Here is a 24,141-nt window from a genome sequence, read left to right as displayed (position 1 = left end):
CTCCCCCGAACCTCAAATGTTGCTCTGAAGGCGCCCGGAGCGCGGTTCGGGTCGGTACGCCGGGGCCATACCCCCGTCACACAGCGGCGGAACGTCGAAGGAGACGACGCTGCACAGCCAGGTGACACCGGGCGGAGGAGGGGACGATGGAGCGACTGGGGACGGGAATCGGGTGGCGGCCGGAGATCGCGGACGCCGTGGAGCGGATGCCGGGTATCGACTGGGTCGAGGCCGTGGCGGAGAACGTGTGCCCCGGCCATCTCCCCGAGTCGCTGCGGCGGCTGCGCGAGCGCGGCGTGACCGTGATCCCGCACGGCGTCTCCCTCGGCCTCGGCGGCGCCGACCGCCCCGACGAGACCCGCCTCACGGCGCTCGCCGAGCGGGCCGAGGCGCTGGACTCCCCGCTGGTCACCGAGCACATCGCGTTCGTACGAGCGGGCGGCCCCCTCACCGCATCCCCGCGCCTGGAAGCGGGCCACCTGCTGCCGGTCCCCCGCACGAGGGACGCCCTCGACGTCCTCTGCGAGAACATCCGCGTCGCCCAGGACGCCCTGCCCGTGCCGCTCGCCGTGGAGAACATAGCGGCGCTCATCGCGTGGCCCGGCGAGGAGATGACCGAGGGCCAGTTCCTGTACGACCTCGCCGACCGCACCGGCGTACGGCTCCTGATCGACGTGGCCAACCTGCACACCAACCACGTCAACCGCGCCGAGGACCCGGCCAAGTCCCTCGCCGAACTCCCCCTCGAAGCCATCGCCTACGTCCATGTCGCCGGCGGCTTCGAACGCGACGGCGTCTGGCACGACAGCCACGCCCACCCGGTCCCCGACGCGGTCCTCGACATTCTGACCGACCTCGCCTCCCGGGTCTCGCCGCCCGGAGTCCTACTGGAACGGGACGAGAACTTCCCGGAACCGGCCGAGCTGGAGCGGGAGTTGGGGGCGATCCGGGGGGCGCTGGAGAAGGGGCGGGCGGCGCGGGAGGCTACGGCAGGCCGGCGTACGGCGTCACCGCAGCACTCGCCCGTCGAGCCTCCCGCCGACACGACCACCGCCCGCCAGCGCCTCGCCCTCGCGCAGACGGCCCTCCTCTCCGCCCTGGTGGCCGGCACGCCCGTACCCGAAGGCTTCGACCGGGTCCGGCTGGGCGTACAGGCCCGTGCCCTGGCCGGAAAGCGGGCGGACGTCGTGGCCAAGGTCGCCCCCGAGCTCCCGCACATCCTGGGCCAGGCCTACCGCCCCGCTTTCCTCGCCTACGCCCAGGGCCACCCGATGACCGGCGGCTACCGCCAGGACGCACTGGACTTCGCAGGCCACGTGCTGTCCGCGGGCCACCCCGAGGACGCGACAGCCCGACGCCAACTCCGCACCTGGCACCTGGACCGCTCAGCCCCCACCCCACCCTCCCACCGCCCCGCAACCCGCCTGGCCCGCGCAACCCGCAAAGTACTGCTGCGCCGCTGAGCACGTCTCCCTGCAGCTGCGCCCACCCCCACCCCAACCCTGCCTCCCCATAACGAAGTTGGCATAGACCGCGAGGTAATATGCCAACGCTGCACCAAAAGCGCACTAACGTGCGGTGCCGCGAGCAGGAGGCACCATGCGACCCCGACCCCGCCCGCCGATCAACGGCCGAGGCATATTCAGCGGCACCGGCCTGATCATCACCGGCCTGGCAGCCACCCTCGCCGCGCTGATCTTCCCGATCTGGTCGTACACCGACCGATCAGGAACCGGCGTTGACGTACTCAACGCCGAGACGGTGTCGACGAGGTTCGGACCGCTGTCGGGACTGGACCGCGACTTCGTCACGAAGGTCCGGCTCGCGGGCCTGTGGGAGCTGCCTGCGGGCCGCCAGGCCCAGCAGAAGGGCACCACCCCGGCCGTACGCACAGCGGGCCGGCACCTGATCGAGGGCCACGCCTTCCTGGACGAACGGGCCCGCGACGTCGCGTCCCGGCTCGGTCTCGCCCTGCCCAACGAGCCCACCGACCAGCAGAAGGAATGGCTCGCCACCCTCGACGCGGCGCAGGGAGTGACGTACGACCGCGAGTTCGCGAACATCCTGCGCCTGGCGCACGGCAAGGTCTTCTCCCTAGTCGCCCAGGTCCGCGCAAGCACCCGCAACTCCCTGGTCCGCGCGCTCGCCGACGACGCGAACACCACCGTGCTGGACCACATCAAGGTCCTGGAGGCCACGGGCTACGTCGACTTCGACGCCCTGGCCCGCGACATGGCTGTCGGCAGCACTCCCCCGCTCACCCCCTCCCCGGCCCCGCCCGGCCCCACCACCGACCCGGGCGCGGTCGTCCCGCTGGCCCCGCCGCCGTCACCGTCGCCGACGTACCCACTCCCACCACCGGCCACCAGCCCACCGCCGGGCATTACCGGTGATTCCCAATGAAACGCCCAAAAGCCGCAACCATTAATTGAGGAACCCCCACGGCAAGCAACCAACTCCGCGAAAGCGGCGGCGGTTTAGCCGCACAATGGCGCCATGTTCTGGGTTCTGCTCCTGCTGCTGGCCTGGGCGGCCGCCGGAACGTCGTGCACCCGGTTATGCCTGGCCGCCGTACGCACGGCCGCCGCGGACGCCGACGCCGCCGCGGCCCGCAGACACGACCTGACGCTGTACGAGGCGGCGTTCCTGTCCGGCGGCCCCCGCCGGGTCGCCGATCTGACGCTGGTGTCGATGGCCCGCCAGCACCGGCTGCTCCTCGCGCACACGGGCTGGGCGACGGTCGTCGACCCGCGCGGGCGGGACGAGATGGAGCGCTCGGTGATCGGGGCCATCGGACCGGAGGGGCAGTCGCCGATCGCTCCGGTGCGGGATGCCGCCGCTGCCGCCGACGCGGTCGGCAGCCTCGCCGACCGGCTGGTCGGCGCGGGCCTCGCCGTGCCCCTCGGCTCCCGTACGTCCGTCGGGGCCGCGGTCCGCAAGGTGCGGCTCGCCGCGGTGGCCGTCCTCGCACTGGGCGCCGCCGCGCTGACGCCCGCCCCCTCGGAGCTGCCGCCCAATCTGGTCGCCCTCTGGTTCGCGCTCCCCCTCACCCTCACCCTGAGCTGCCTGGCGATCGCGCGGATCGAAGTGCACCGGTACTCGCACTGGGCCTCCCCGGCCGGGCAGCGCCTGCTGGGCGCCCTGGCCCTGCACGCCGGCTCCGCTGACGACCGTACGTACCTCACCTCCGTCGCCGTACGCGGGGTGCGAGCGATCGGCGAACCGGACCTGCGCGCGGCCTTCGGGCGCCGTGATCCGTACTGGCGCCACTGACACGTCAGGGGGCGCATAGGGCGCAATGGCGCCGACACCGGCGGGCGGTGCTTGCCTTCGCCAACGGCCGACCGAAACATCCCTTCTGTTGCTGCCGTGCACCGAAGGGATACCTGATGAGAGCCCCCGCCCTCTACTCGGCCGCCGGGTCCTTGCTCCTGACAGCCCTTGCCGGTGTCACCGCCCCGCCGGCCGGCGGTACCGAGGCCGCGACAGGCATGCCCGAGCTGCACGGCACCGCGGTCGCCGCCGCGCGCGCCGAGGCGGCCGGGATCGACTTCGGCAAGTGCGCGCTGGGACAGGACATGCCGGGCCGCATGCAGTGCGGCACGGTGACCGTCCCCCTCGACTACGCGCAGCCGAACGGCAAGCAGATCAAGCTCACCGTCAGCCGCGTGCGGGCGACCCACAAGGACCCGCACAACAGCAAGCGCGAGGTGCCCCGGCAGGGCGCCCTGGTCTACAACCCGGGCGGGCCGGGCGCCTCGGGCATGTACTTCCCGCTGGTCGGGATGGTCCCCGAGTGGAAGCGCGTCGCCGGAGCGTACGACCTCGTCGGCTACGCCCCGCGCGGCGTCGGCCGGTCCGCGCCGCTGTCCTGCCAGGACCCCAAGCAGTTCTTCAAGGCACCCTCACAGTCGCCGACGTACCCCTCTCAGGCGTACAAGAAGGAGCGCATCGCGCAGGCCAAGGCCTATGCGCGCGGCTGCGCCAAGCGGTCGGGCAGCGCCCTGAAGCACTACCACTCCCTCAACAACGCCCGTGACCTGGACGTCCTGCGGGCCGCGCTGGGCGAGGAGAAGCTGACGTTCATGGGCGCCTCGTACGGGACCTACTTCGGGGCGCTGTACGCGACGCTGTTCCCCACGCATGTGCGGCGGATGGTGCTCGACGGGCCGGTGAACCCGGACCCGGAGCAGATCTGGTACGGCAACAACCTCGCCCAGTCGGCCGCGTTCGAGGGCCGCTGGGCGGATCTGCGGAAGTGGATCGCCAAGCACGACGGCGTGTACGGCCTCGGCGACACCCCGCAGCAGGTGCTGCGCAACTACGAGAAGGCGCGGGCGCGGCTGGCCGACAAGCCGGCGGGCGGCAAGGTGGGGCCGGGGCAGTTGCAGGACGCGTTTCTCACGGCCGGGTACTACGACGACTACTGGCCGGGGCGCGCGCAGGCCCTGTCGGCGTATCTGAAGGGCGATCCGCAGCCGCTGATCGACATCGCCGGGCCGCAGACCGAGGCGGCGGCCGAGGAGGAGAACTCGGGCGCCGTCTACACGGCCGTCGAGTGCAACGACGGACCCTGGCCGACGAACTGGGCGGTGTGGGACCGGGACAACACCCAACTCGCGCGCGTGGCACCCTTCGAGACCTGGGACAACGTGTGGCTCAACCTGCCGTGCGCCTACTGGCCGGCGCCCCGGCAGAAGCCCCTCGACGTGCGCACCGCGCCGGGCGAGCTGCCGCCGACGCTGATCCTGGCGGCCGAGCGGGACGCGGCCACCCCCTATGACGGCGCCCGCGAAATGCAGCGGCGGCTCACGGGCTCGGTGCTGGTGACCGAGCGGGACTCCGGCACGCACGGCATCGCGGGCGGGCCGAACGCCTGCATCAACGGGCACCTGGACGCGTATCTGCTGGAGGGCCGTCTGCCACTGTGGCGCGCGGCCTGCAAGGCACATCCGGAGCCCAAGCCGGAGACGAAGTCCGCCGAGCCGCCCCGGACGGGCGACCGCGCCGACAAGGCGACAGCCGCCCGGCACAAGGGCTGAGGCTGATCAGGCGAGCCCTGCGATCAGCTCGCCGATGTCCTTGCGGCGGCCCGTGTAGAACGGCACCTCCTCGCGGACGTGCAGCCGGGCCTCGGAGGCGCGGAGGTGACGCATGAGGTCGACGATGCGGTACAGCTCGTCGGCCTCGAAGGCGAGGATCCACTCGTAGTCGCCGAGCGAGAACGAGGCGACCGTGTTGGCGCGCACGTCCGGGTAGCCGCGGGCCATCTTGCCGTGGTCGGCGAGCATGCGGCGGCGGTCCTCGTCGGGCAGCAGGTACCAGTCGTAGGAGCGCACGAAGGGGTAGACGCTGATGTAGTTGCGCGGCGTCTCGTCGGCGAGGAACGCCGGGATGTGCGAGCGGTTGAACTCGGCGGGGCGGTGCAGCGCCATGTTCGACCAGACCGGCTCGAGCGCGCGGCCCAGCTTGGTGCGGCGGAAGAGGTTGTACGCCTCCTGGAGCTGGTCGCTGGTCTCCGCGTGCCACCAGATCATGAGGTCGGCGTCGGCGCGCAGCCCGGACACGTCGTAGGTGCCGCGGATCGTCACGTCCTTCGCGGCGAGCTGGTCGAACAGCTCCTGGACCTCGTCGGCGTAGCTCGCGCGGTCCTCGGGGAGGACGTCCTTCAGCTTGAAGACGGACCACAGCGTGTAGCGGATGACCTCGTTGAGGTCCTTGGCCAGTTTGCCCTTGTTCGGGACCCTGGCGGACTCGGTGGTGGGGGCGTCGTCACTCATGTCCCTCATTCTCCCGCTCCGCCGTGCGGACTCCGCACCGGGTGGGCGGTGAGGTCCTCCACAGCGCGCAGGTCGCCGTGGATCTGGTCCACCGCCGCGTACGCGCTCGCGATGCACGCCGGGATGCCGACGCCGTCGTACTGCGCGCCGCACACCGCCAGGCCCGGCAGCTTGGCCACGTGCTCGCGGATGCGGGCCACGCGCGCGTGGTGGCCGACGGGGTACTGGGGCAGGCCGTCGTCCCAGCGGGTGACCCGGGTCTCGACGGGGGTCGCGTCGAGGCCGGTCGCCGCCTTGAGGTCGTGCCGCGAGACGTCCACCAGCTCGTCGTCCGCCCGCTGAAGGATCTCGGTCTCTCCGTACCGCCCGACGGAGGTGCGCAGGACGACGAGGTCGGGGTTCGCGTCGGCGATCCAGCCCCACTTCTGCGAGGCGAAGGTGGACGCCTTGATGGTGCGCCCGTCGACCGGCGGCACGAGGAATCCGCTGCCTTCGGGGAGTGCGGTCTCGGCGCGGCGGTAGGCGAGGGTGACCAGCGCCATGGAGGCGTACTCGACGGCGGAGAGCTCGGCCGCGGCGGCGGGGACCTCGGCGCGCAGAAGGTCGGCGGCGGCAGGTGCGGGCACGGCGACGACCACCGCGTCGGCGTGCAGGACGCGGTCGCCGGTGACGACCCGCCACCTCCCGGAGGGCTCCCGGCGCAGCTCCGTGACGGCCGCCCCGGTGACGATCTCGCCGCCCCGCTCGCGCACCGACTCGGCCACGGCGAGCGGCAGGCTGCCCACCCCGCCCTCGATGCCCGTGAAGACGGGACCGGTCTGCTGGGCGGCGGCCGCCTTCGCCTGGATCTCGCGGACCCCCTCCGTGAGCGAGTGGTGCGTCCGGGCCGCCTGGAAGAGCTGGGGGACCGCGGAGCGCATCGAGATGCGGTAGGCGTCGCCCGCGTAGACACCGCCGAGCAGAGGTTCCACCAGGCGGTCGACGACCTCACGGCCCAGCCGCTCGGCCACATACGCCCCGACGGCGACGTCCTCCCCCACCTCGGTGCGCGGCAGGTCGGCGTCGCGCTCGATGCGGCGCAGACCCTCCTCGGAGAGGACGCCGGTCAGGGCGGAGGCGGTGCCGGGGACGCCCATGACGTGGCCCTTGGGCATCGGGCGCAGGGCGCCGCGGGTCCAGATCGCGGCGGACGCGGTGGCGGGCGGCTGGAGGCGGTCGGTGAGCCCTGCCTCGCGGGCGAGGGCCACCGCCTCGGGGCGGCGCGCGAGCATCGCCTCGGCGCCGAAGTCCACCCGCGCGCCCGCGATCTCGCCGGGCAGCAGCTTGCCGCCGACCCGGTCCGACGCCTCCAGGACGGTCACGCGCGCCCCACGCCGCACCAGCCGATGGGCGGCGGCCAGCCCGGCAACACCGCCACCGATGACGACGACCTGCCCCGCACCCGTACGAGTCTCCGTTTCGTGCATGTCCCCAGCCTCTCAGACCCCACTGACAGTCCGTCCGCGAGGGAGCCGAAGGGGCGCGCCGCAGGCGACTGAGCCATCAAACACAGCGCCCCGGGTGTCCGGCGCGAGTCCCGACCGTGACCTCTTCGGGACCGTTTCCGGCCAACGTCCCGGCCCGCCCCGGCGTCGAAGTCATGTCAGTCGTCACCGACCCTCGGGGGTAGCCGCACATGCGCACACGACGTTCCGTACGACCGGTTCCGGCGCTGGCCGGGATCCTGCTGGCCGCCGCCCTGGCGCTGACGGGCTGCACCGGCGCGAACGACAGCTCCGACCGTGGCAGCGGCGGCGACGCGGCCGCCGCGGCACCGGAGGGGCGCCAGGAGGGCGCCGCGGGCGGCGAAAGCGACGCGAGCGGCGCCAAGGCCGACGCCCCGCCCAACCTGTCCGCGAGCCACATCATCCGTACGGCCTCGCTGACCGTGCAGGTCAAGGACGTCCCGAAGGCCCTGGACGAGGCCCGTACGACCGCCGAGAACGCGGGTGGCTACGTCGGCAACGAGACCACCACTCGCGACGAGAAGGGCAACGAGCGCACCCGCGTGATCCTGCGCGTGCCCATCGACCAGTACGAGGAGGTCCTCACCGATCTGGAGGGCGCGGGCAAGCTCCTCGACCGCACGGCGAAGGCGCAGGACGTCACCGAGCAGGTCGTCGACGTGGAGAGCCGCATCAAGTCGCAGCGCGCCAGCGTCGCCCGGATCCGCGAGCTGATGGACCAGGCGACCAGGCTCAGCGATGTGGTCACCCTGGAAGGCGAGTTGAGCACCCGCCAGGCCAACCTGGAGTCCCTCCTCGCCCAGCAGGTGTCCCTGAAGGACCGCACGACGCTGGCCACCATCACGCTCTCCCTCTCGCAGACGCCCGTGAAGAAGGATGCCGCCGAGGACGACGACCCAGGGTTCGTGGACGCACTCACGGGCGGCTGGGACGCGTTCGTGACGGTGCTGCGCTGGATCGGCGTGGCGATCGCGGCGGTGCTGCCGTTCGCCGCGGCGGCGGCGCTGCTCGTCCTGCTCTGGCTGCGCCTGATCCGCCCCCGGCTGCCCCGCCGCCCGGCCCCCGCGCCCGCGATGAGCGCGCTGGGCCCGATCCCGGCGGCGCACCCGGCACCGGAGCGCCCCCGCGCAGAAGACGAGGACTGAGGGTACGGGCTTGAAATGCCCGGCCCCCGTAGCGTGTTCGCATGAGCATGAGCGCTGCACGAAGTGCACGGGAACGACTGGTCGTGATCGGCGGCGACGCCGCGGGAATGTCCGCGGCGTCACAGGCCCGCCGCCTCAAAGGCCCGGACGAGCTGGAGATCGTGGCCTTCGAACGCGGCCACTTCACCTCGTACTCGGCGTGCGGCATCCCCTACTGGGTCGGCGGCGACGTCTCCGACCGGGACCAGCTGATCGCCCGCACCCCCGAGGAGCACCGCGCCCGCGGCATCGACCTGCGCCTGCGTACCGAGGCCACGGAGATCGACGTCGACCGACAGCGCGTACGCGCGCGTGACGTCGATTCCGGCGCCGAGTCCTGGACGTCGTACGACAAACTCGTGATCGCCACCGGCGCCCGCCCGATCCGCCCCGACATGCCGGGCGCCGACGCGCCCGGCGTCCACGGAGTCCAGACCCTCGACGACGGCCAGACCCTCATCGACACGCTGGCACGCACGCGTGGCCGACACGCCGTGGTCGTCGGCGCGGGCTACATCGGCGTCGAGATGGCCGAGGCCCTCATCAACCGCGGCTACGAGGTGACGGTCGTCAACCGTGGCAGCGAGCCCATGTCCACCCTCGACCCGGACATGGGCCGCCTGGTGCACGAGGCCATGGAGGGTCTCGGCATCACCATGGTCAACGACGCGGCGGTCACCAAGATCCTCACCGGCGAGGACGGCCACGTTCGCGCGGTGGCCACGGAGGCCGCCGAATACCCGGCGGACGTGGTCGTCCTGGGCATCGGCGTCCGCCCGGAGACCACCCTCGCCGCCCAGGCAGGCCTCCCCCTCGGCGCGTACGGAGGCCTGCTGACCGACCTCTCGATGCGCGTACGCGGCCACGCCGACATCTGGTCCGGCGGCGACTGCGTCGAAGTCCTCGACCTGGTCTCCGGCCGACAACGCCACATCGCCCTGGGCACCCACGCCAACAAACACGGCCAGATCATCGGCACCAACATCGGCGGCGGCTACGCCACGTTTCCCGGCGTCGTAGGCACAGCCGTCAGCAAGGTCTGCGACCTGGAAATCGCCCGCACCGGCCTCCGCGAAAAGGACGCCCGCCGAGCGGGCCTCCAATTCACCTCGGTAACCATCGAATCGACCAGCCGCGCCGGCTACTACCCCGGCACCAACCCCATGACGGTGAAAATGCTCGCCGAACGCCGCACCGGCCGCCTCCTAGGCGTCCAAATCGTGGGCAGAGAGGGCGCGGGCAAGAGGGTCGACATCGCAGCGGTAGCCCTCACAGCACGCATGACGGTCGAGCAAATGACAGCCCTGGACCTCGGCTACGCCCCACCCTTCTCCCCGGTCTGGGACCCGGTACTGGTAGCGGCCAGAAAGGCATCAAAGGCAGTAGAGCAGCATCCCTAGGGGCGCGGGGAACTGCGCGACAAGCCACAACGAACCCACAGCCCGCAACCAACCCACACCCCTACGGCGCACCCCGAAAATCAACCAGTCCCGTTGATCCGATCAATAGCCTGACGCGCCTGCTCCGCCGGAGGCCTCGCCGGCAAAGACGAAACCGACGCCGCAGCCGCCGGCTGCTCCCCCGCCGGCCGAGCGTGCGCAGCAGCCCGCGCGGACCGCAACCTATGGCTGACGGCCTCATCCAACGTCACCGGCCGCTGCATCTGCGCCGCCAGCCGCCCCGCCTCCTGGCCGAGCCGGGCAATGTCCTCCCAGGGCAGATTCAGTACCAGGGAAACTTGGGCCTCACCGTCGGGCAAGGCCTGAATCGGAGGAGTCACTCGGTCGTTCATCGCCTGTTCCTCACGTCATCCCCGCGAAGCGCCATTCCGCGGGCGGTTGAAGAGACATACGCACGCTCCCCCGGCGACGTTCACCGATTCGCCGCCCTCATCGGGGGCACTACTTCCTTGTGGTCATCCCCGTCCATGACGTGAACCCGGCGCGCCGCACCCCTTGGGTGACGTACGCGCTGATCGCCACGAACGTGGTCGTCTTCCTGTCCATGCCGGGCATCGCCGGCTCCGTGGCGGGGGACAGCAGCCTGGCCCAGCTCTGCAACCTCCAGGCCTTCCTCGACCACTACGCGGCGGTGCCAAGGGAGTTGATCCACCACCAGATGCCCCAGCTGGTGCCCACCGGTGACATCGCCGTCGGCCGGCAGGGACCGGGCTGCGTGGTCGGCCCGCCGTCCTACGACAAGTCGCCGGAACTGAGCGTCCTCACGGCGATGTTCCTGCACGGCAGCTGGCTGCACCTGCTCGGCAACATGCTCTTCCTGCTGATCTTCGGCAACAACATCGAGGACCGCATGGGCCATGTGCGGTTCACGCTCTTCTACGTCGTCTGCGGCTACGCGGCGTCGTACGGCTTCGCGCTCCTCAACGCCGACTCCGGCGAACCGCTGATCGGCGCGTCCGGGGCCATCGCCGGGGTGCTGGGCGCCTATCTGGTGCTGTATCCGAAGGCCCGCGTCTGGGTCCTCGTGCCCTTCCTGATCTTCCTGCCGTTGCGGCTGCCCGCCTGGCTGGTGCTGGGCTTGTGGTTCGTGCTCCAGGCCGTGTACTCGTCCGGCGAGGGCATCTCCGACGCGGGCACGGTGGCGTACGCGGCGCACATCGTCGGCTTCCTCGCCGGCATGCTGCTCGCCTGGCCGCTCAAGCAGGGCACCCCACCGCCACCGGAGCCGCGCGGCCTGCTGTTCGGCAGGCGGGCACGGCCCCGGCACACGTGGTGAGTCAGCGTGCGGTGTGGGTGTGGACGTACTCCACGAGGCGGGTCAGCGCGTCCGGGTCGGTGTTCGGCATGACGCCGTGGCCGAGGTTGAAGACATGCCCCTCCAGGCCGGCCGCCGCGTCGAGGACCTCGCGGGTCTTGGTCTCGACGGCTTCCGTGGAGGCGAACAGGACGGTCGGGTCGAGGTTACCCTGGAGCGCCTTGCCGGGGCCGACGCGGCGGGCGGCCTCGTCCAGCGGGACACGCCAGTCGACGCCCACGACGTCCGCGCCGGCCTCGCCCATCAGTCTCAGCAGCTCGCCGGTGCCGACACCGAAGTGGATGCGCGGCACGCCGTACTCCGCGACCGCCTCGAACACCTTCGCCGAGGCGGGCATGACCGAGCGCCGGTAGTCGGCGGGGGCGAGCGCGCCGACCCAGGAGTCGAACAGCTGGACCGCCGAGGCGCCCGCCTCGATCTGGACCTTCAGGAAGGCGGCCGTGATGTCCGCGAGGCGGTCGAGCAGGTCGGCCCACAGCTCGGGGTCGCCGTACATCATCGCCTTGGCGTTCTCGTACGTCCGGGACGGGCCGCCCTCGACGAGGTAGCTCGCGAGGGTGAAAGGCGCGCCCGCGAAACCGATGAGCGGGGTCTGGCCGAGCTCGCGCGTGAGCAGGCCGATGGCCTCGGTGACGTAACCGACGTCCTCGGGGGTGAGGTCACGCAGCCGGGCCAGGTCCGCGCGGGTGCGGATCGGCTGCTCGACGACCGGGCCGACGCCGGGCTTGATGTCGAGGTCGAGACCGATGGCCTTGAGCGGGACGACGATGTCGCTGTAGTAGACCGCCGCGTCCACGTCGTACCGACGGACCGGCTGAAGAGTGATCTCGGTGACCAGCTCCGGCCGCGTGCAGGACTCGAGCATCGGAATGCCCTCGCGGACCTTGCGGTACTCCGGCAGTGCGCGCCCTGCCTGCCGCATGAACCACACCGGCGTATGCGGCACGCTCTCCCGCCTGCACGCCTTCATGAAGGCGGAGTCATACGTCACCGTCGGCTGCTTGCCCGCAGGGCTGTCATTGACGCTCACGACGGAAAGTCTCGCACGCCCAACTGACAACCCAGTCCGAGGGCAGCCAACCCAGGGGCGCGGGGCTGCGTCGATATGCGGCTCCGCCGCGTGGGCGCGCCCAGCCCTCACCGGCCCGCAGCCGCCCCCACAGCAGCGACCACCCCTCCCCGTAGGCGACCAAACCACCCCAGGCAAGGGTGTCTACCCTGCACCCAGCCCCCGTTCCGCTTAATCTGCACCGCATGGCTGCGGCTCAGGGACAACTGTCGGAAGGCGCTGACGGAATGGACGACGCGAAGGAGGGCGCTGGGCATGACACCACCGCTCCGCCACCCTTCCGCGCCGCCGTCGACGCGCTGCGCACCGCACGGCTGCGGCCGCAGGTCGAGGTCGAGCCGACGCGCGCGCCCCAGCGCCTGGCCCCCTTCGCCCACGCACTGGAGGCCACGGTCGTCGACGGCGACCAGGATCTGGCCGACGGCCGCCTGGTGCTGCTGCACGACCCGGCCGGACACGACGCCTGGCGGGGCACGTTCCGGCTGGTGACGCTGGTGCGCGCGGAACTGGAACAGGAGATCGCCGCCGACCCGCTGCTGCCCGAGGTGTGCTGGTCCTGGCTGACCGGTGCGCTGCAGGCGCGCGGACTGACGTACGGCGAGCCGAGCGGCACCGTCACGCGCGCGAGCTCGCACTACTTCGGCGGCCTCGCCGAGCGCCCGTCGGCCTCGCAGATCGAGATCCGCGCCTCCTGGACGCCGCGTGAGGGCCTGGGCGGCGTCCCGGACGCGGCGGCGCACCTGGCGTCCTGGTGCGATCTGCTCGCCCAGGTCGCGGGTCTGCCGCCGGCCGGTCCGGGCGACGCTTCGGTGGTGACGCTGCCGCAGCGACGGGGGCCGCAGTCACGCTGACGGCCACCCCAACGGCCGACGCCACCCTCTCGCTTTGTCGATACGGCCACTTTCAGTCACGAACGAGCCCTCGAACGAACCGATTCGCTCATCGAGCGATCGACAGCCTGTCCGAATTGCCCTGATTGTTACTCACTAGATCGTGATCTTTCTCTAAAGAAACAGAGGTTTGGTGCCGAAGACGACTGTGACCTAGAAGTCGTCCCCGCACCCAGGAGGCCTGGTGTCCGTTCTCCTCGAGCAGCCCGCAAGCCTGGTCGCCTACCGCCCGAACAAGCCGACCGCCATGGTGGTCGTGGCCGATCCCCGCGTCCGCTCCACCGTCACCCGCCACTTGTGGGCGCTCGGTGTGCGCGACGTCATCGAGGCCTCGTCCATCGCGGAGGCTCGTCCCCGCATCGGCAACCCCCGCGACATCTGTGTCGCCGACGTCCACCTGCCCGACGGCTCCGGCCTCACCCTCCTGTCGGAGACCCGCGCCGCGGGCTGGCCCAACGGCCTCGCCCTCTCCGCCGCCGACGACATCGGCGCCGTACGCAATGCCCTCGCCGGTGGCGTCAAGGGCTACGTCGTCACCGGCACCCGTACCACCGTCGGGCTCCCCACCCGACCGGGCGCCGCCCCCATCGGCGCCGCCGCCGCCCGTATGCACCGCCGCCCCCCGGGTGCCCCGAGCCACCCGGGCGGCTACCGAGAGCTGTCCGGCCGTGAGGTCGAGGTGCTGCGACTGGTGGCGGAGGGCCAGTCGAACAAGGCGATCGGCGTCTCGATGGGCCTGTCCGCCCTGACCGTCAAGAGCCACCTCGCCCGTATCGCCCGCAAGCTCGGCACGGGCGACCGCGCCGGCATGGTCGCGGTGGCCCTGCGCACCGGAATCATCCACTGAGCCCGAACCGAGCCGCCGTATTCACAGTCGTGAACTTATGAAAGGGATCGGCCGCTGGTCCCGCCTCACCAACCCCATGCGTCGTGAACCGGATCTTTCACCGACCTGACTGGTTTACGACCCTCAAGCGCCCGTCGACGGAACGTTCCGTCGACGGGCGCTGTCCATACACAGATACCCTTGATCTGTCCCGGTGGGCGCCTGACCTGCACATACAGTCATCCGGCCTCCCTTGCAGGGCACATCGGGGGCACATCACCAAGGACCGCCTCGACGGCTGCCCTGGTCGTGTCCTGATCGTCCAACCACAGATGGGTGTAGGTGTCGAGCGTGATGCTCGGCTTCGAGTGCCCCAGGCGCTTCTGAACGGTCTTCACCGACTCGCGGTGCTTGATCAGCAGACTGGCGTAGTAGTGGCGGAGGTCATGCAACGTCGTGCCTACGGGCACACGCACACCGCTGCCAGCCACCTCCAGAGCCACGTTCGCGCGCTTCTCGATGCCCGACCATGTCCGCGCCCAGGGCGAGCGCTGGATTGGCCGCCCAGAGGCGTTCGGGAACAGCAGCCGGGCTTTGCGCTTCACCGGCTTGCGCGGATTCGTGCGGTCCCAGATCTCCACTTCGGGCACCGGGCCCTGAGCGAGGTACGCGGCGACGGCATCCACGGCAGCCTTGGCCAGCGGCACCGTCCGGGTTGCCTCATGGGTCTTCGTCGGCCCAAGGAAGACGCCACCAGCGCCCTTACCCGTGACGTCGCAGAGTTGCTGCTCCACCCGCACCTCGCGCCGTAGGAAGTCGACGTGGTGCACTTCAAGCCCGAACAGCTCGCCTTGCCGAAGTCCCGATGCGGCGGCCAGCAGTACGAGAGCCCGCTCCCTCATCGTGGGCGCGGCATCGATGAGCGCCCTTACCGCCGCATCGCTGGGCGGTACGATCTCGGGCTTCCGGTTCGGCGGGAGCCTCACGCCATCACAGGGTGAAGAGCGGATGACTCCGTCCAGCACCGCCGTACGCATCACTGCCTTGATGATCGCGTAGGTGTTCTTCAGGCTCACGGGGGCGAGCACCTCCGAGCGCCCCTTGGTCCACGCCCTGATCTCCGAGGGGCGGATGTCGGCTATCGGCATGTCCTCGAAGGTCGGGTAGACATGCGTCTCCAGCCTCTGCCGGATGCTGGCCACGGTTGAGGGGCGATGATGGGCCGATATACGCCAGCGCTCCGCATACTCACGGAACGTCTCCCTACCGGCCTTGCGGTCGATGAAATCGCCCCTGTTCAGATCCGTCTCGACAGCGGCGGCGCGGGCGTCGGCATCCGACCCCCGCGCGTAGTTCTCCTTGCGCTGATCGCCCTTGGCGTCGCGGTACCGAACTTGCCAGCGCTTGCCGTGTCCGTGCGCAGCGGACGGCACAAGCCTCTTCGTCTTGGTGCTGTGCTGCCCGCACGACTGGGCATCATTGCCCGGCCGCGCGAGGTGCCAGCGATCAACTACCTGGGCCTTCATCTTCCTCGCCCTCCTCTTCGGCCCCCCTCATGAATTCCTGCCAGGTCGCGGGGCGCGCCGGGCCGAGGTACTCGCGCTGAAACTCCACCTCGGTCATGTACGGGCGGTTGATCGACAGCCATGAGAGGAACCCTCCGAAGTCCTCCCCGTAGAGCTCCTCACGGCTCGGGAGCGGAGCCGCTCCGTGCATCCAGCGCCAGGCACGCCGCCAAGGCATCGGCTCGCCCATCCAGACCGGCTGTCGCGGGTCCCTGCCGGGCAGCATCAGCGCGGCCGGGGTCACGTCCAGCGCGGCGGCCAGGGCGACCAACTCGTCGACGAAGACCCGGCGCCCCTGCGTCTCGATCTTGGTGACCGTCGAGGCGGTCATGGGAACGCCCATCTCGCCTACCGCCTCGGCCAGTTGCTTCGTCGTCATGCGGCGCCTGCGCCTGATCTCCGCCACGTTGTCGGCCACCTGGTCGCCTACTGGACCGGTTTCGCTGTGACGCCTCGTCGTTCCTGCCATGCAAGCAGAATACGCCCATTCTGGCGCATGGCAAGCCGTGGTGGCAGACTTCGAATTAGGCAGTCATCAGCCAAGAAGGAGTGATCATGCCCGGAGAGAAGAAACTAGCCACCCCAGAGGAACTGGCCGAGTATCTCGGCATCCCGAGGGCGACCCTCGCGCAATGGCGATATCGGGGTATCGGACCGACGCCGATCAAGGTCGGCCGCTTCCGGCGCTACAGGTGGGCCGACATAGAGAAGTGGCTCGACCAGCAGTCGCGGGGTGATGCCGCTTGACGCGGGGGCCGAGGCCGTGACATAGGGATCGATCCCAACAAGCCGACTTACCAACGACCCCGCAGGAAGTGAACAGATGAGAAGTGAAACCCCAGGAAGCGATATCCGAGGAACTTGCCCGACTGCTCGACCAGTTCGAGCGCGACACCGAGCAACTGAACCCCGACGACGACTCATGGACGCGACGCTACGAACAGCTCCAGGCGGCGCTGCTCATGCGAGTGCCGCCGAAGTGGTGCGGTGTGTGCGTGGTGCTCCGCGAAGAGGCCGTGCCGTCCGCGAAGGACCGCCGCGTGTGCGGACCCTGCACCGAGGCAGCCTGCCTGGTCGATTACGTGGCGACCAGTCTCTGAAGACCTCAACGACCCGTAGACAAGGAATCCAAGTGTCTTATGTCAGACAACACGAACCCCCTGGCGGCAACAACCAGGGGGCCCGATAGCAACATCGATCTTTGTACTGCATATTGTAACGCGCCGCGCCGGGGGTGGTTGTGAATGGCATGCCCAGCACACGACTCTGAGTGCACGGGCAACCATGCACCACCCCCTGCGCGCCTCGTGTTCCACTCACTGGCTGAAGTGGCGGCCGAGGTGGATGCGGCAGGGCCGCCCCGATGGCTGTTCAAAGGCATCGTCGTTGAAGGCGATTACGGAATCCTGAGTGCCGAGTACAAGGCCGGTAAGACGTGGGCCATCCTCGACGCCGCTATTTCCTGCGCCGCAGGTCTTCCATGGCTCGGACAGTTCGAATGTGAGGCATCCGGTCCGGTCATCGTTTTCTTCGGCGAGGGAAGCAAACGCAAGATGGTGCGGCGGGCTCGCGCAGTCGGGAAGTCGAAGGGGATAGCGGAAGCCGATACTGACCGGCTTCCAATAGTGCCGTGTTTCACTGCACCGCAACTGAACGACTTGCAGATTCTGCATGAGGTCCGGAAAGCAGTTGAACAGTATCGACCATCACTCATCATCATCGATCCGCTCTACTTGGCGGCGGGAGACAAAGCAAAGAGCAGCGACCTCAACTCCATGGGGGCAATGCTCTACCGAGTGCAGCGCATTGCACAGGAGTTTGATGCATCGCTGCTGATCACGCATCACTGGAACAAAACTGGTCAAGGTGACGGCCACGACCGATCCAGCGGTGTCGGCCCTGCCGAATGGGGGCGGTTCCTGATCAGCGTTGGCGTACAGGGTGGTGAGCGTACAGATCCGAATACCAAGGAGTCGACGGTGCGGCTGAAGTGGCAGTTCAAAGGCGACGAAATAGCGGTTCCCGCCATGACGCTCATTCGCCGGGTACGCGCCGATGACCCCGATGATCTCAGCAGCCCGATGCAGTACTCCATTGAGCAAGCTGCCAATGAACCAGAAGACGGAACGGCTGAACTGACACCGTCTGAACGGAAGCTCTTGGAAGCAATGATTGCGGCCGGAGGGCGACCAGAGACAGTCGCGCAACTGGTTGACCGGATCGCAGAAAAGCATGGCCACGGGCTCCGCCGAGAGACGTGTTCACGAGGACTGAACCGCCTCGCGGAACTGAACCTGGCCGACCAGATCCCCCCAGAAGGCGTAGGGAAAGCCGCTCAATGGTTCGCTCTCGAAGAAATCCCTGGTCAAGCCGCGTGATGACCGAATGTCACACGTGACCGCTCACGTGTGCGTGATGTGACCTCTCCCTATAGGGAGGTCACGTCACATCACACGGTCACCCGCCGTACCGGCCTGACCGTCGGTGAGGGTACGCGCTGGACGACCAGGGCAAGCCCTTAAGAAAGGAATCACGATGGAAGACGAAATTGATCTGTCCGACCTAATAGCCGGTCTGGCCGCCGAGGCGGTGTCCGTCGCCGATCCCATGGACGAGCCGCTCTTGGCTGACTGCCTGTGGTGCAGCGATTTCGGGCTCTCTGGTCGGCATTCCGACTCATGTCCGCTCCGGCGTGGTGGCCGCCATGCGTAAATGCCCCCAAGAAGGTCCTGGGCGGCATCTCAGGGCCTCTCGAATGCCTTCCAGCTATCAGGTACCCGAGCGGTCCTCAATCGCCTCTCAGGCGCGTCTTTGCCGCTTCGGGCTTTCCTGCTGGGGGCGGTGGTCGTAGTGATGCAGCCGACGTACGCAGTGGGGTCCATACAAGCGAACCTGCTGAGCAACGCGATCCACATCGCCCTGCACGCCGATCCGAGCAAGGAGGCGAAGAAGCTCCTAAACGGCGCCCGGCGAGAAGAACTGCTGCGGATTTTCGCCGAGCTGACCGGTACGGGACATAAATCCCGTCCGGTACTGGACATTGGGTCACAATTGATCTGTGGGGAGGAGTGCGCCGAAATTCTTGGCGTCTCACCGCGAACGGTAAACCGGAGGCGGGTAGAGCTGGGCGGCGTGCCGGTAGGCAAGAAGTTCTATGTGTTCGATAAAGCGTTCATTCTGAAGAAGGCAAGGCAAGGCAAGGGGAGGTGAAGTAGTGATGATTGAGCGTAAGACAGCATCCAACGGCGTGACCGTCAAGGCGGTGGCCGGAACCGATGCAAGCGGGAGGATAGAGGCGACCTTCGTGACCTTCGGGGTCCGTGACCACGATGGAGACATTGTGGAACCGGGAGCCGTCAAAGAAGGACCTGTAATCATCAGCGGCTGGAATCATTCGGCATGGGGACCGAACGCAATGCCCATCGGACGCGGAAGCATCAAGGTGGTCGGCAACACAGCAAGGGTAGTCGGCGAACTGTTCATGGACTCCGTGGCAGGCCGTGACGCACACGCCGTGCTGAAAGGTCTCGGAGACCTGGCCGAGTTCAGTTGGAGCCTGGACGAAATCAAGAGCCGAATGGGAAAGGACATCAAGGGCCGCCCTACGAGGTACATCTCGTCAGTGAAAGTCAGGGAGATATCCCCGGTCCTGCAAGCCGCCTCGATCGGGACCGAACTCGTAAGCATTAAGAGCCGGTCAGACATCAGCGATGTCGAGCGACGTGAACTTTTGCGGATCAGGAAGAACCTGGAGACCGACGAATTGATTACCATTCGCGAGCGTTTGGACGAGGAGTGCCGCCACGAAGCACTGCGTACCGAGGTGGAACGCCTCTATCACAACTACGTGAAGGAGGTGGGAGTCGGATATTCATACGACAAAGCATGGATCGTGCCGCAGACGGTCCGCGACGCAGCCTATGCCGCCATCGGCACCTACGCTCCAGAGTTGGGGCTAGACCGGGATCAGATTCGCATCAAGTGGTTTTCGGCCGAAGATGGGGCGGACGAATTTATGGATTTCTGGTCAGAAGTTCCGTTGCTCGGTAGGTGTCACCCAAAGGCGGCACCCAGTGTCATAGAACTCAACTCCGGCCTGTCCGAAGATGATTGCTGGAATGTCGTTCCTCACGAGCTACGGCACATTAGTCACCCCGAAGAATCGGAAGAAGACGTGCGGCTATACGAGAGCCGGTCACGGCTACAAAGGATGGGTTACTGAAAATGAGCGAAAACCGCGACGATCTCAACTCAAGCCCGTCGCCCACTGAAGAGAAGCAGGCCGAGCTACGCCGGGCGCTGTACATCAACGATGGTGGCGACACTCAGGGCGGAGAGCCGCTGCCCTCCAACACGGTAGCGCTGCTCAATAGCGTCATGACTCGCCGCAACATGTACGAAACCGAAAGGCTTATCGCGGTGGTCGAACGAGCCAAGCAGATTGCGGTCGAGCATGCGGCGGGGGTGATGTGAGATGCGAACTCCCCGGAGCAACAAGGCAGTTGCCGCAGCCGGCGAAGCCAACGGTAGCGCCCAGTGCCCTCACCAGGGTTGTGAAGCTGACGGTTGGGCCATCGAGGGCAAAGGCAGGTTCGCCGGACAGACCATCGCCTGGTATTGCCGGGCTGACGGCAGGATCGAGCTTTTCTCCGTTCCCCCGAAGTCCGATCCGCTGGGCAAGGCCGAGCAGGCAGTCGTCGACCGGTACGCCCCGCAGATCGCCGAGGCGACCAGGGCCGAGGAAGAGGCCGCCGAGGCTTACATGCAGGCATCTCAAGCCTGGACATCCGCGACCGTAGCCCGCGTGCAGGCCGAGAACGACCCCGGCAGCGTGGGTTACGGGCCGGACGGCTGGACGTTCCGGCAGCACCCCGACCTGGGCGAGCTGCGGACCGCAGAAAGCCAGGCCCGCGAAGCGCTGGACGAGGCGGAGAGCCTGCTCAGCAAGGCCAGGGGCAGGACGGCCAAGGTGCACCGCGCCTGCGACCAGGATCGTCTTTGCGCCCGTGACAAAGACCGTGGGTTCACGGATGGATTCAAGTAGACCGGTGGCGGCCCGAGGTGTCTAACTCCTCACTTCGGGCCGTCATCATTTAATGCGGGGGCCAGGCCCGCAATTACCTGGGCCCCTTAATATCAATGGGGCGCACACATTCCCGACACCCCAAGGCATGGACAGTGGACCATATCATTTCTGTTTCTATTCGCCCTGATTTGTGGGGTGACAAGGCGAACATACGGGAGGCTACTCGTGTAACAGCGCAAGGGGGAATGGTGAGGGTTGGCACCCACCGGATACTGCATCCCCGTACCTACTAGTACTTAATAAATGGGTTACGTACATGTGTGTACTACTACCCATACATAGAGGGGGAGAGGGGGTACCCCCCACTCCTACCCCCATACCTTACCCATATATCTATACTATATACATACAATGCACACATAATACACAATAAAGAACAAACAAAACAAATAAATGAAAGAAACAAAAAGAAAATCAATCAATCTTTTTGTGTGTGAGTGAGGTGGTGCCTCAGTGATGTACTCGGGCATAGGTACCACCCATACCGGGGGGCGGGGGTCGCGACGTAATAAACTAGTGCCCAGGAGGACCGGACGTCTTCCGCTACTCTCTCCACGCTTTCGATTGCGCATATGCGCAGGTCGGGAGCTAACTGGGTCAACCGTGCCCTAATAGCTGGAGTCGAAGAGGCCCCCGACATCGCGGCTGGAAAACAGTACCTCCTTGCTCCGCCCCTTCTTGTGGCGCAGGGCCGCCGCCAACTCTTCGGCCTTTTTTCCGGCCTCGGCGATGTGACTCCCAAGTGCTTTGGGGTCAGGGGATGTATTCATCCCGAAGTGCCCGCTCCACACATCGATAAGCTCCGTTACGTCATGCGGTCGTATCCTCCGGGCTCGGGCGTAGAAGGAGACCTTCACCGGACTTTCGGAAATCCTGCGAGCAAGTGTCGTCTCGTACGAGCCGATGATTGCGATTATTTCCGCTCGAATGTTTGCGTCCTTTGTATTGAGATCGCGCCAGCTGAGGATTCGCGAACCCGCGTCCCAGGTCTTCATGAGCGGACCCAGCTTCATTCCATGCTCGTCGACTGCGAGCGAGCCAGCAGTTTCCACTACCGACTCTATTGCATCGTAGACCGCATTCAACTCGCCAACTTCATCCATTGCATGTCTCCGCATGGGTCGACTTCATAGATTGCCCGGATATTCGCTACGGGAATTACCTCCCTGCAATAAAATTCAAGGCCGCCGCCCCTCCAGATCGAAACCATTGGTGGAGCGACACCCGGTCCCCATATATCTTTTACACCTTGGACGCTGACGGCCAAGCACACGTTGCGTGGCGTGTGAAGCCCCAACCTGTATGGAGCTATGCATGCCGAATACGTGGAAGGTGTGAGAAACGTTCCATGGTCTGGTAGGCCCAGGCCGTTCCTCTTTATGAGAGAGAGTGTGCTCTCTGTGGTCCAATGGTACAGGAGTCCGTAGGTATCAATGATCTTGTCGGCGTCGGCAGGCGGTTCATCTTGTTCGCAAAGGTCCTGAGCACTCCAGGGAGTGACGGTCAAACCAGACCCCCGAGCCCGGAATAGATCCATCCTTTCGGTGATGTGATCGTAGTGGGTCATTGTTGCCTCCGCTGGAGCCTGCCCCCTTCCGTTTTACCGCACAGAGGGGTACGCCGCATTCCTGACGGGCGCCCACGTCCCCGTACTTTCCAGCGCACTGGCCCTGGATGTTCGGCCTTAGTCCAGTGAGTCAATTGCCTTGTTGATAGCGGCTCTTGCACCTGCGCCGTGCATCGCGATTCGGGACAGCTCAGCGAACGCCTTGAGGTACGTGCGGATCTCTCCGGGAGTTGTGATGTTGACCTCGGCCGTCAGTGTCTCGACCGCAACCTGTGCGTCGTCGAAGGCGTAGAAGGCTTCCAGCGGCCACACGGTGCGGCGGGCCGTGAACGGGATGATCCCGAGGGACACGTTCGGCCGGGACATGATCTCCAGCAGGTACCGGAGCTGCACGGCCATCGCCGCGTCGTCGCAGACCCGGTGGTAGAGCACCGTCTCTTCGAGCAGCAGGGCAAAGCGGTGGTCGCCCTCATAGACGACGCGGGAGCGGTTCAGGCGTGCCTGTACGGCGTCGGCCACGTCGTCGGGTGTGCCCTGGAAGTCCGTGATGGACCGAAGGAGCCCTGTCGCGTAGTCGGCGCTCTGGAGCATGCCGGGAACCAGGTTCGAGGCGTAGACGCGGAAATGGCGCGTGCGCTCGTACAGCGGGACGGTCTTCTCGTGGATGCGCCGCATGCCGTCGCGGTGGATCTGCCTCCATTGTGTGTACATGGACTCGGCAGTGCGGGAGGCGGCGATCAGGTCCGGCGCCCGATCCTCGGCGCCGCAGGCCTGGCACCATGCACGTATGTCGGAATCGGACGGGATGGTCTTGGCACGTGCGATGCGGGACGCCTTCGACTTGTGCCAGCCGCAACGCTGCGCCAGCTCATGTCCGGTGAGCCCGGCATCCCTCCTGATCTCATCCAGGCGGGAAGCAATGGCCGCGCGGGCGGCTTGGGCGGTGGACAGCGGAGATGTGGACATGAACTGGCGTACCGGGCTTCTCAGATGGCGTACTTCTCGTGCGGGATGGCCCGCTCCCAGACGGCGTCGAACGCGGTGGAGCACAACCGGGCAACCGCCGGCTCGTCCGTCTGGTCGGTGTGCACCCAACGCCCGTCACCGTCAAAGACGTTGAACTGCGCGATACGGCCGTCGAAGAGCCAGAAGTCGTTCCCCGGAAGGGCGAGGTCGGATGCCTGCCGCCTCGGGAGCCAGCGGATGTCCTCGCCTGCGGCGACGTTGGTGAAGGTGAACGAGTGCTCGTACCGGATGTACTCGCTTGGCGGCTCGCCAACGATCCTCGCGCGGCGCATGACGACACCCTTGGCGGTGACCTCCTGGACCAGGTCGAGCCAGGAACGCCACCAGGACTGGCGGTCGTCCGGGTCGAGCCGGTGGCCCCGCTTCCACGCCGCAAAGCCCTCGTCCTCGTTGGAGATCGCGTATACGTCCCGCATCTCAAGGTGCACAGCGGAACGCTCCACGGACCGGATCAGGTCAGCAAAGCTACTGAGGCTCTGCGCCATCAAGTGCCTCCCTCAACAGCGGGATCATGCGCTGCGGTAGCCGGATCACGCCCTCATGGTCCGGAAGAGGGCTGTCCTGGACGGTCCGGGCCACAGTGTCTGCGTCGGCCCTGACGCCCTGGATCACGAGATCACGCGTCGCTTCGTCTACCCACACCGCAGGGCAGCCGTGATCTCCGGACTCCGGATCTTTCCCGACGAACCGTAGCTCCTGCATGGGCCCTCCCCAACGTCAAGCCGGTTGCTGTCGGTTGCAGAGTTGCCCTGGTGGTGAAGGAGCGTCAAGGGCGCGCACCAGGCTGTGCAACCGTGTGCAACTTCATGGACCAGCCCGTTCACTAATTCCTACGGTCGTAACCGGAGTCACACGAGTCGGGGAGACA

Annotated in this window: 25 protein-coding genes; 16 read left to right on the top strand and 9 right to left on the bottom strand. The window is 67.5% G+C overall.

The window, feature by feature from the left end; genetic code table 11:
• Positions 1–146: 146 nt before the first annotated feature.
• The 4 genes from QQY66_RS38950 (at position 147) to QQY66_RS38935 (ending at position 5,042) form a co-directional block, all read left to right on the top strand.
• A complete protein-coding gene (locus QQY66_RS38950; protein WP_301985089.1) occupies positions 147–1,463 on the top strand; it encodes a DUF692 domain-containing protein in 1,317 nt (438 codons plus the stop codon).
• 136 nt (positions 1,464–1,599) lie between these two features.
• The gene (locus QQY66_RS38945) at positions 1,600–2,403 is read left to right on the top strand and encodes a DUF4142 domain-containing protein (RefSeq protein WP_301985088.1); all 804 of its coding nucleotides are present in this window, start codon (positions 1,600–1,602) and stop codon (positions 2,401–2,403) included.
• A 93-nt stretch (positions 2,404–2,496) separates the two neighbouring features.
• Positions 2,497–3,273 carry a TIGR04222 domain-containing membrane protein gene (locus QQY66_RS38940; protein WP_301985087.1) on the top strand — a complete coding sequence of 259 codons (777 nt, stop codon included), beginning with the start codon at positions 2,497–2,499 and terminating at the stop codon, positions 3,271–3,273.
• Between the two features lie 116 nt (positions 3,274–3,389).
• Complete coding sequence (locus tag QQY66_RS38935; protein ID WP_301985086.1) at positions 3,390–5,042, top strand: alpha/beta hydrolase; 1,653 nt, start codon at positions 3,390–3,392, stop codon at positions 5,040–5,042.
• Positions 5,043–5,048: 6 nt separating this feature from the next.
• On the opposite strand, the gene hemQ is transcribed toward QQY66_RS38935, so the two are convergent.
• Both hemQ and hemG read right to left on the bottom strand, forming a co-directional pair.
• The gene (gene hemQ / locus QQY66_RS38930; RefSeq protein WP_301985085.1) at positions 5,049–5,780 is read right to left on the bottom strand and encodes a hydrogen peroxide-dependent heme synthase; all 732 of its coding nucleotides are present in this window, start codon (positions 5,778–5,780) and stop codon (positions 5,049–5,051) included.
• 5 nt (positions 5,781–5,785) lie between these two features.
• Entirely contained in the window at positions 5,786–7,246 is a 1,461-nt protein-coding gene (gene hemG / locus QQY66_RS38925; RefSeq protein WP_301985084.1) for a protoporphyrinogen oxidase, read from the bottom strand.
• A 209-nt stretch (positions 7,247–7,455) separates the two neighbouring features.
• On the opposite strand from hemG, the gene QQY66_RS38920 reads away from it, so the two are divergent.
• Both QQY66_RS38920 and QQY66_RS38915 read left to right on the top strand, forming a co-directional pair.
• Positions 7,456–8,430, top strand: a complete 975-nt coding sequence (locus tag QQY66_RS38920) for a DUF4349 domain-containing protein (RefSeq protein ID WP_301985083.1) — start codon at positions 7,456–7,458, stop codon at positions 8,428–8,430.
• 41 nt (positions 8,431–8,471) lie between these two features.
• Complete coding sequence (locus QQY66_RS38915) at positions 8,472–9,869, top strand: FAD-dependent oxidoreductase (protein WP_301985082.1); 1,398 nt, start codon at positions 8,472–8,474, stop codon at positions 9,867–9,869.
• An 80-nt stretch (positions 9,870–9,949) separates the two neighbouring features.
• Here QQY66_RS38915 and QQY66_RS38910 read toward each other — a convergent pair whose 3' ends face one another.
• Positions 9,950–10,261 carry a hypothetical protein gene (locus tag QQY66_RS38910; RefSeq protein WP_301985081.1) on the bottom strand — a complete coding sequence of 104 codons (312 nt, stop codon included), beginning with the start codon at positions 10,259–10,261 and terminating at the stop codon, positions 9,950–9,952.
• 119 nt (positions 10,262–10,380) lie between these two features.
• Between QQY66_RS38910 and QQY66_RS38905 the strand changes: the two genes are divergently transcribed.
• Positions 10,381–11,205, top strand: a complete 825-nt coding sequence (locus QQY66_RS38905) for a rhomboid family intramembrane serine protease (protein WP_301985080.1) — start codon at positions 10,381–10,383, stop codon at positions 11,203–11,205.
• Between the two features lies 1 nt (position 11,206).
• On the opposite strand, the gene hemE is transcribed toward QQY66_RS38905, so the two are convergent.
• Positions 11,207–12,274 (bottom strand): uroporphyrinogen decarboxylase, encoded by a 1,068-nt coding sequence (gene hemE, locus QQY66_RS38900; protein ID WP_301985079.1) that lies wholly within the window; start codon positions 12,272–12,274, stop codon positions 11,207–11,209.
• A 266-nt stretch (positions 12,275–12,540) separates the two neighbouring features.
• On the opposite strand from hemE, the gene QQY66_RS38895 reads away from it, so the two are divergent.
• Together QQY66_RS38895 and QQY66_RS38890 are read left to right on the top strand one after the other, a co-directional pair.
• Positions 12,541–13,164 carry a DUF3000 domain-containing protein gene (locus QQY66_RS38895; RefSeq protein WP_301985078.1) on the top strand — a complete coding sequence of 208 codons (624 nt, stop codon included), beginning with the start codon at positions 12,541–12,543 and terminating at the stop codon, positions 13,162–13,164.
• 223 nt (positions 13,165–13,387) lie between these two features.
• On the top strand, positions 13,388–14,050 hold the full coding sequence (locus QQY66_RS38890; RefSeq protein WP_155059374.1) for a response regulator transcription factor: 663 nt from the start codon (positions 13,388–13,390) through the stop codon (positions 14,048–14,050).
• A gap of 218 nt (positions 14,051–14,268) precedes the next feature.
• On the opposite strand, the gene QQY66_RS38885 is transcribed toward QQY66_RS38890, so the two are convergent.
• The gene (locus tag QQY66_RS38885; protein ID WP_301985077.1) at positions 14,269–15,555 is read right to left on the bottom strand and encodes a site-specific integrase; all 1,287 of its coding nucleotides are present in this window, start codon (positions 15,553–15,555) and stop codon (positions 14,269–14,271) included.
• Positions 15,536–16,063 carry a helix-turn-helix domain-containing protein gene (locus QQY66_RS38880; protein ID WP_301985076.1) on the bottom strand — a complete coding sequence of 176 codons (528 nt, stop codon included), beginning with the start codon at positions 16,061–16,063 and terminating at the stop codon, positions 15,536–15,538. Before QQY66_RS38880 ends, QQY66_RS38885 begins: the two co-directional genes overlap by 20 nt.
• Before the next feature lie 86 nt (positions 16,064–16,149).
• Between QQY66_RS38880 and QQY66_RS38875 the strand changes: the two genes are divergently transcribed.
• The 7 genes from QQY66_RS38875 to QQY66_RS38845 all read left to right on the top strand — a co-directional run bounded on the left by QQY66_RS38875 (position 16,150) and on the right by QQY66_RS38845 (position 20,638).
• Positions 16,150–16,341 (top strand): AlpA family transcriptional regulator, encoded by a 192-nt coding sequence (locus tag QQY66_RS38875; RefSeq protein WP_301985075.1) that lies wholly within the window; start codon positions 16,150–16,152, stop codon positions 16,339–16,341.
• An 83-nt stretch (positions 16,342–16,424) separates the two neighbouring features.
• Positions 16,425–16,694, top strand: coding sequence for a hypothetical protein (locus QQY66_RS38870; protein ID WP_301985074.1), 270 nt, complete (start codon positions 16,425–16,427; stop codon positions 16,692–16,694).
• 207 nt (positions 16,695–16,901) lie between these two features.
• A complete protein-coding gene (locus tag QQY66_RS38865; protein ID WP_301985073.1) occupies positions 16,902–17,972 on the top strand; it encodes an AAA family ATPase in 1,071 nt (356 codons plus the stop codon).
• Between the two features lie 475 nt (positions 17,973–18,447).
• Positions 18,448–18,804 (top strand): hypothetical protein, encoded by a 357-nt coding sequence (locus QQY66_RS38860; RefSeq protein ID WP_301985072.1) that lies wholly within the window; start codon positions 18,448–18,450, stop codon positions 18,802–18,804.
• Positions 18,805–18,811: 7 nt separating this feature from the next.
• Positions 18,812–19,816: a hypothetical protein gene (locus QQY66_RS38855; protein WP_301985071.1), complete on the top strand. Its 1,005-nt coding sequence runs from the start codon at positions 18,812–18,814 to the stop codon at positions 19,814–19,816.
• A gap of 2 nt (positions 19,817–19,818) precedes the next feature.
• Positions 19,819–20,067 carry a hypothetical protein gene (locus QQY66_RS38850; protein ID WP_301985070.1) on the top strand — a complete coding sequence of 83 codons (249 nt, stop codon included), beginning with the start codon at positions 19,819–19,821 and terminating at the stop codon, positions 20,065–20,067.
• A gap of 1 nt (position 20,068) precedes the next feature.
• A complete protein-coding gene (locus QQY66_RS38845) occupies positions 20,069–20,638 on the top strand; it encodes a hypothetical protein (RefSeq protein ID WP_301985068.1) in 570 nt (189 codons plus the stop codon).
• 650 nt (positions 20,639–21,288) lie between these two features.
• Here QQY66_RS38845 and QQY66_RS38840 read toward each other — a convergent pair.
• The 3 genes from QQY66_RS38840 to QQY66_RS38830 form a co-directional block, all read right to left on the bottom strand.
• Entirely contained in the window at positions 21,289–21,783 is a 495-nt protein-coding gene (locus QQY66_RS38840; protein WP_301985067.1) for a hypothetical protein, read from the bottom strand.
• A gap of 581 nt (positions 21,784–22,364) precedes the next feature.
• Positions 22,365–23,213, bottom strand: a complete 849-nt coding sequence (locus QQY66_RS38835) for a helix-turn-helix transcriptional regulator (protein ID WP_301985066.1) — start codon at positions 23,211–23,213, stop codon at positions 22,365–22,367.
• A 20-nt stretch (positions 23,214–23,233) separates the two neighbouring features.
• Positions 23,234–23,758: a DUF6879 family protein gene (locus tag QQY66_RS38830; RefSeq protein ID WP_301985065.1), complete on the bottom strand. Its 525-nt coding sequence runs from the start codon at positions 23,756–23,758 to the stop codon at positions 23,234–23,236.
• Positions 23,759–24,141 lie beyond the last annotated feature (383 nt).

Origin of the sequence: Streptomyces sp. DG2A-72 (assembly GCF_030499575.1) — a bacterium.
GTDB lineage: Bacteria > Actinomycetota > Actinomycetes > Streptomycetales > Streptomycetaceae > Streptomyces.
Note: the sequence above shows the minus strand (reverse complement) of the source record. Positions and strands in the feature narration are given on the sequence as shown.

Coding starts and splice junctions, on each gene's coding strand:
- QQY66_RS38950 (WP_301985089.1), top strand. CDS start 147: ATGGAGCGACTGGGGACGGGAATCGGGTGGCGGCCGGAGATCGCGGAC.
- QQY66_RS38945 (WP_301985088.1), top strand. CDS start 1,600: ATGCGACCCCGACCCCGCCCGCCGATCAACGGCCGAGGCATATTCAGC.
- QQY66_RS38940 (WP_301985087.1), top strand. CDS start 2,497: ATGTTCTGGGTTCTGCTCCTGCTGCTGGCCTGGGCGGCCGCCGGAACG.
- QQY66_RS38935 (WP_301985086.1), top strand. CDS start 3,390: ATGAGAGCCCCCGCCCTCTACTCGGCCGCCGGGTCCTTGCTCCTGACA.
- hemQ (WP_301985085.1), bottom strand. CDS start 5,780: ATGAGTGACGACGCCCCCACCACCGAGTCCGCCAGGGTCCCGAACAAG.
- hemG (WP_301985084.1), bottom strand. CDS start 7,246: ATGCACGAAACGGAGACTCGTACGGGTGCGGGGCAGGTCGTCGTCATC.
- QQY66_RS38920 (WP_301985083.1), top strand. CDS start 7,456: ATGCGCACACGACGTTCCGTACGACCGGTTCCGGCGCTGGCCGGGATC.
- QQY66_RS38915 (WP_301985082.1), top strand. CDS start 8,472: ATGAGCATGAGCGCTGCACGAAGTGCACGGGAACGACTGGTCGTGATC.
- QQY66_RS38910 (WP_301985081.1), bottom strand. CDS start 10,261: ATGAACGACCGAGTGACTCCTCCGATTCAGGCCTTGCCCGACGGTGAG.
- QQY66_RS38895 (WP_301985078.1), top strand. CDS start 12,541: ATGGACGACGCGAAGGAGGGCGCTGGGCATGACACCACCGCTCCGCCA.
- QQY66_RS38885 (WP_301985077.1), bottom strand. CDS start 15,555: ATGAAGGCCCAGGTAGTTGATCGCTGGCACCTCGCGCGGCCGGGCAAT.
- QQY66_RS38880 (WP_301985076.1), bottom strand. CDS start 16,063: ATGGCAGGAACGACGAGGCGTCACAGCGAAACCGGTCCAGTAGGCGAC.
- QQY66_RS38875 (WP_301985075.1), top strand. CDS start 16,150: ATGCCCGGAGAGAAGAAACTAGCCACCCCAGAGGAACTGGCCGAGTAT.
- QQY66_RS38860 (WP_301985072.1), top strand. CDS start 18,448: ATGCAGCCGACGTACGCAGTGGGGTCCATACAAGCGAACCTGCTGAGC.
- QQY66_RS38855 (WP_301985071.1), top strand. CDS start 18,812: ATGATTGAGCGTAAGACAGCATCCAACGGCGTGACCGTCAAGGCGGTG.
- QQY66_RS38850 (WP_301985070.1), top strand. CDS start 19,819: ATGAGCGAAAACCGCGACGATCTCAACTCAAGCCCGTCGCCCACTGAA.
- QQY66_RS38845 (WP_301985068.1), top strand. CDS start 20,069: ATGCGAACTCCCCGGAGCAACAAGGCAGTTGCCGCAGCCGGCGAAGCC.
- QQY66_RS38840 (WP_301985067.1), bottom strand. CDS start 21,783: ATGGATGAAGTTGGCGAGTTGAATGCGGTCTACGATGCAATAGAGTCG.
- QQY66_RS38835 (WP_301985066.1), bottom strand. CDS start 23,213: ATGTCCACATCTCCGCTGTCCACCGCCCAAGCCGCCCGCGCGGCCATT.
- QQY66_RS38830 (WP_301985065.1), bottom strand. CDS start 23,758: ATGGCGCAGAGCCTCAGTAGCTTTGCTGACCTGATCCGGTCCGTGGAG.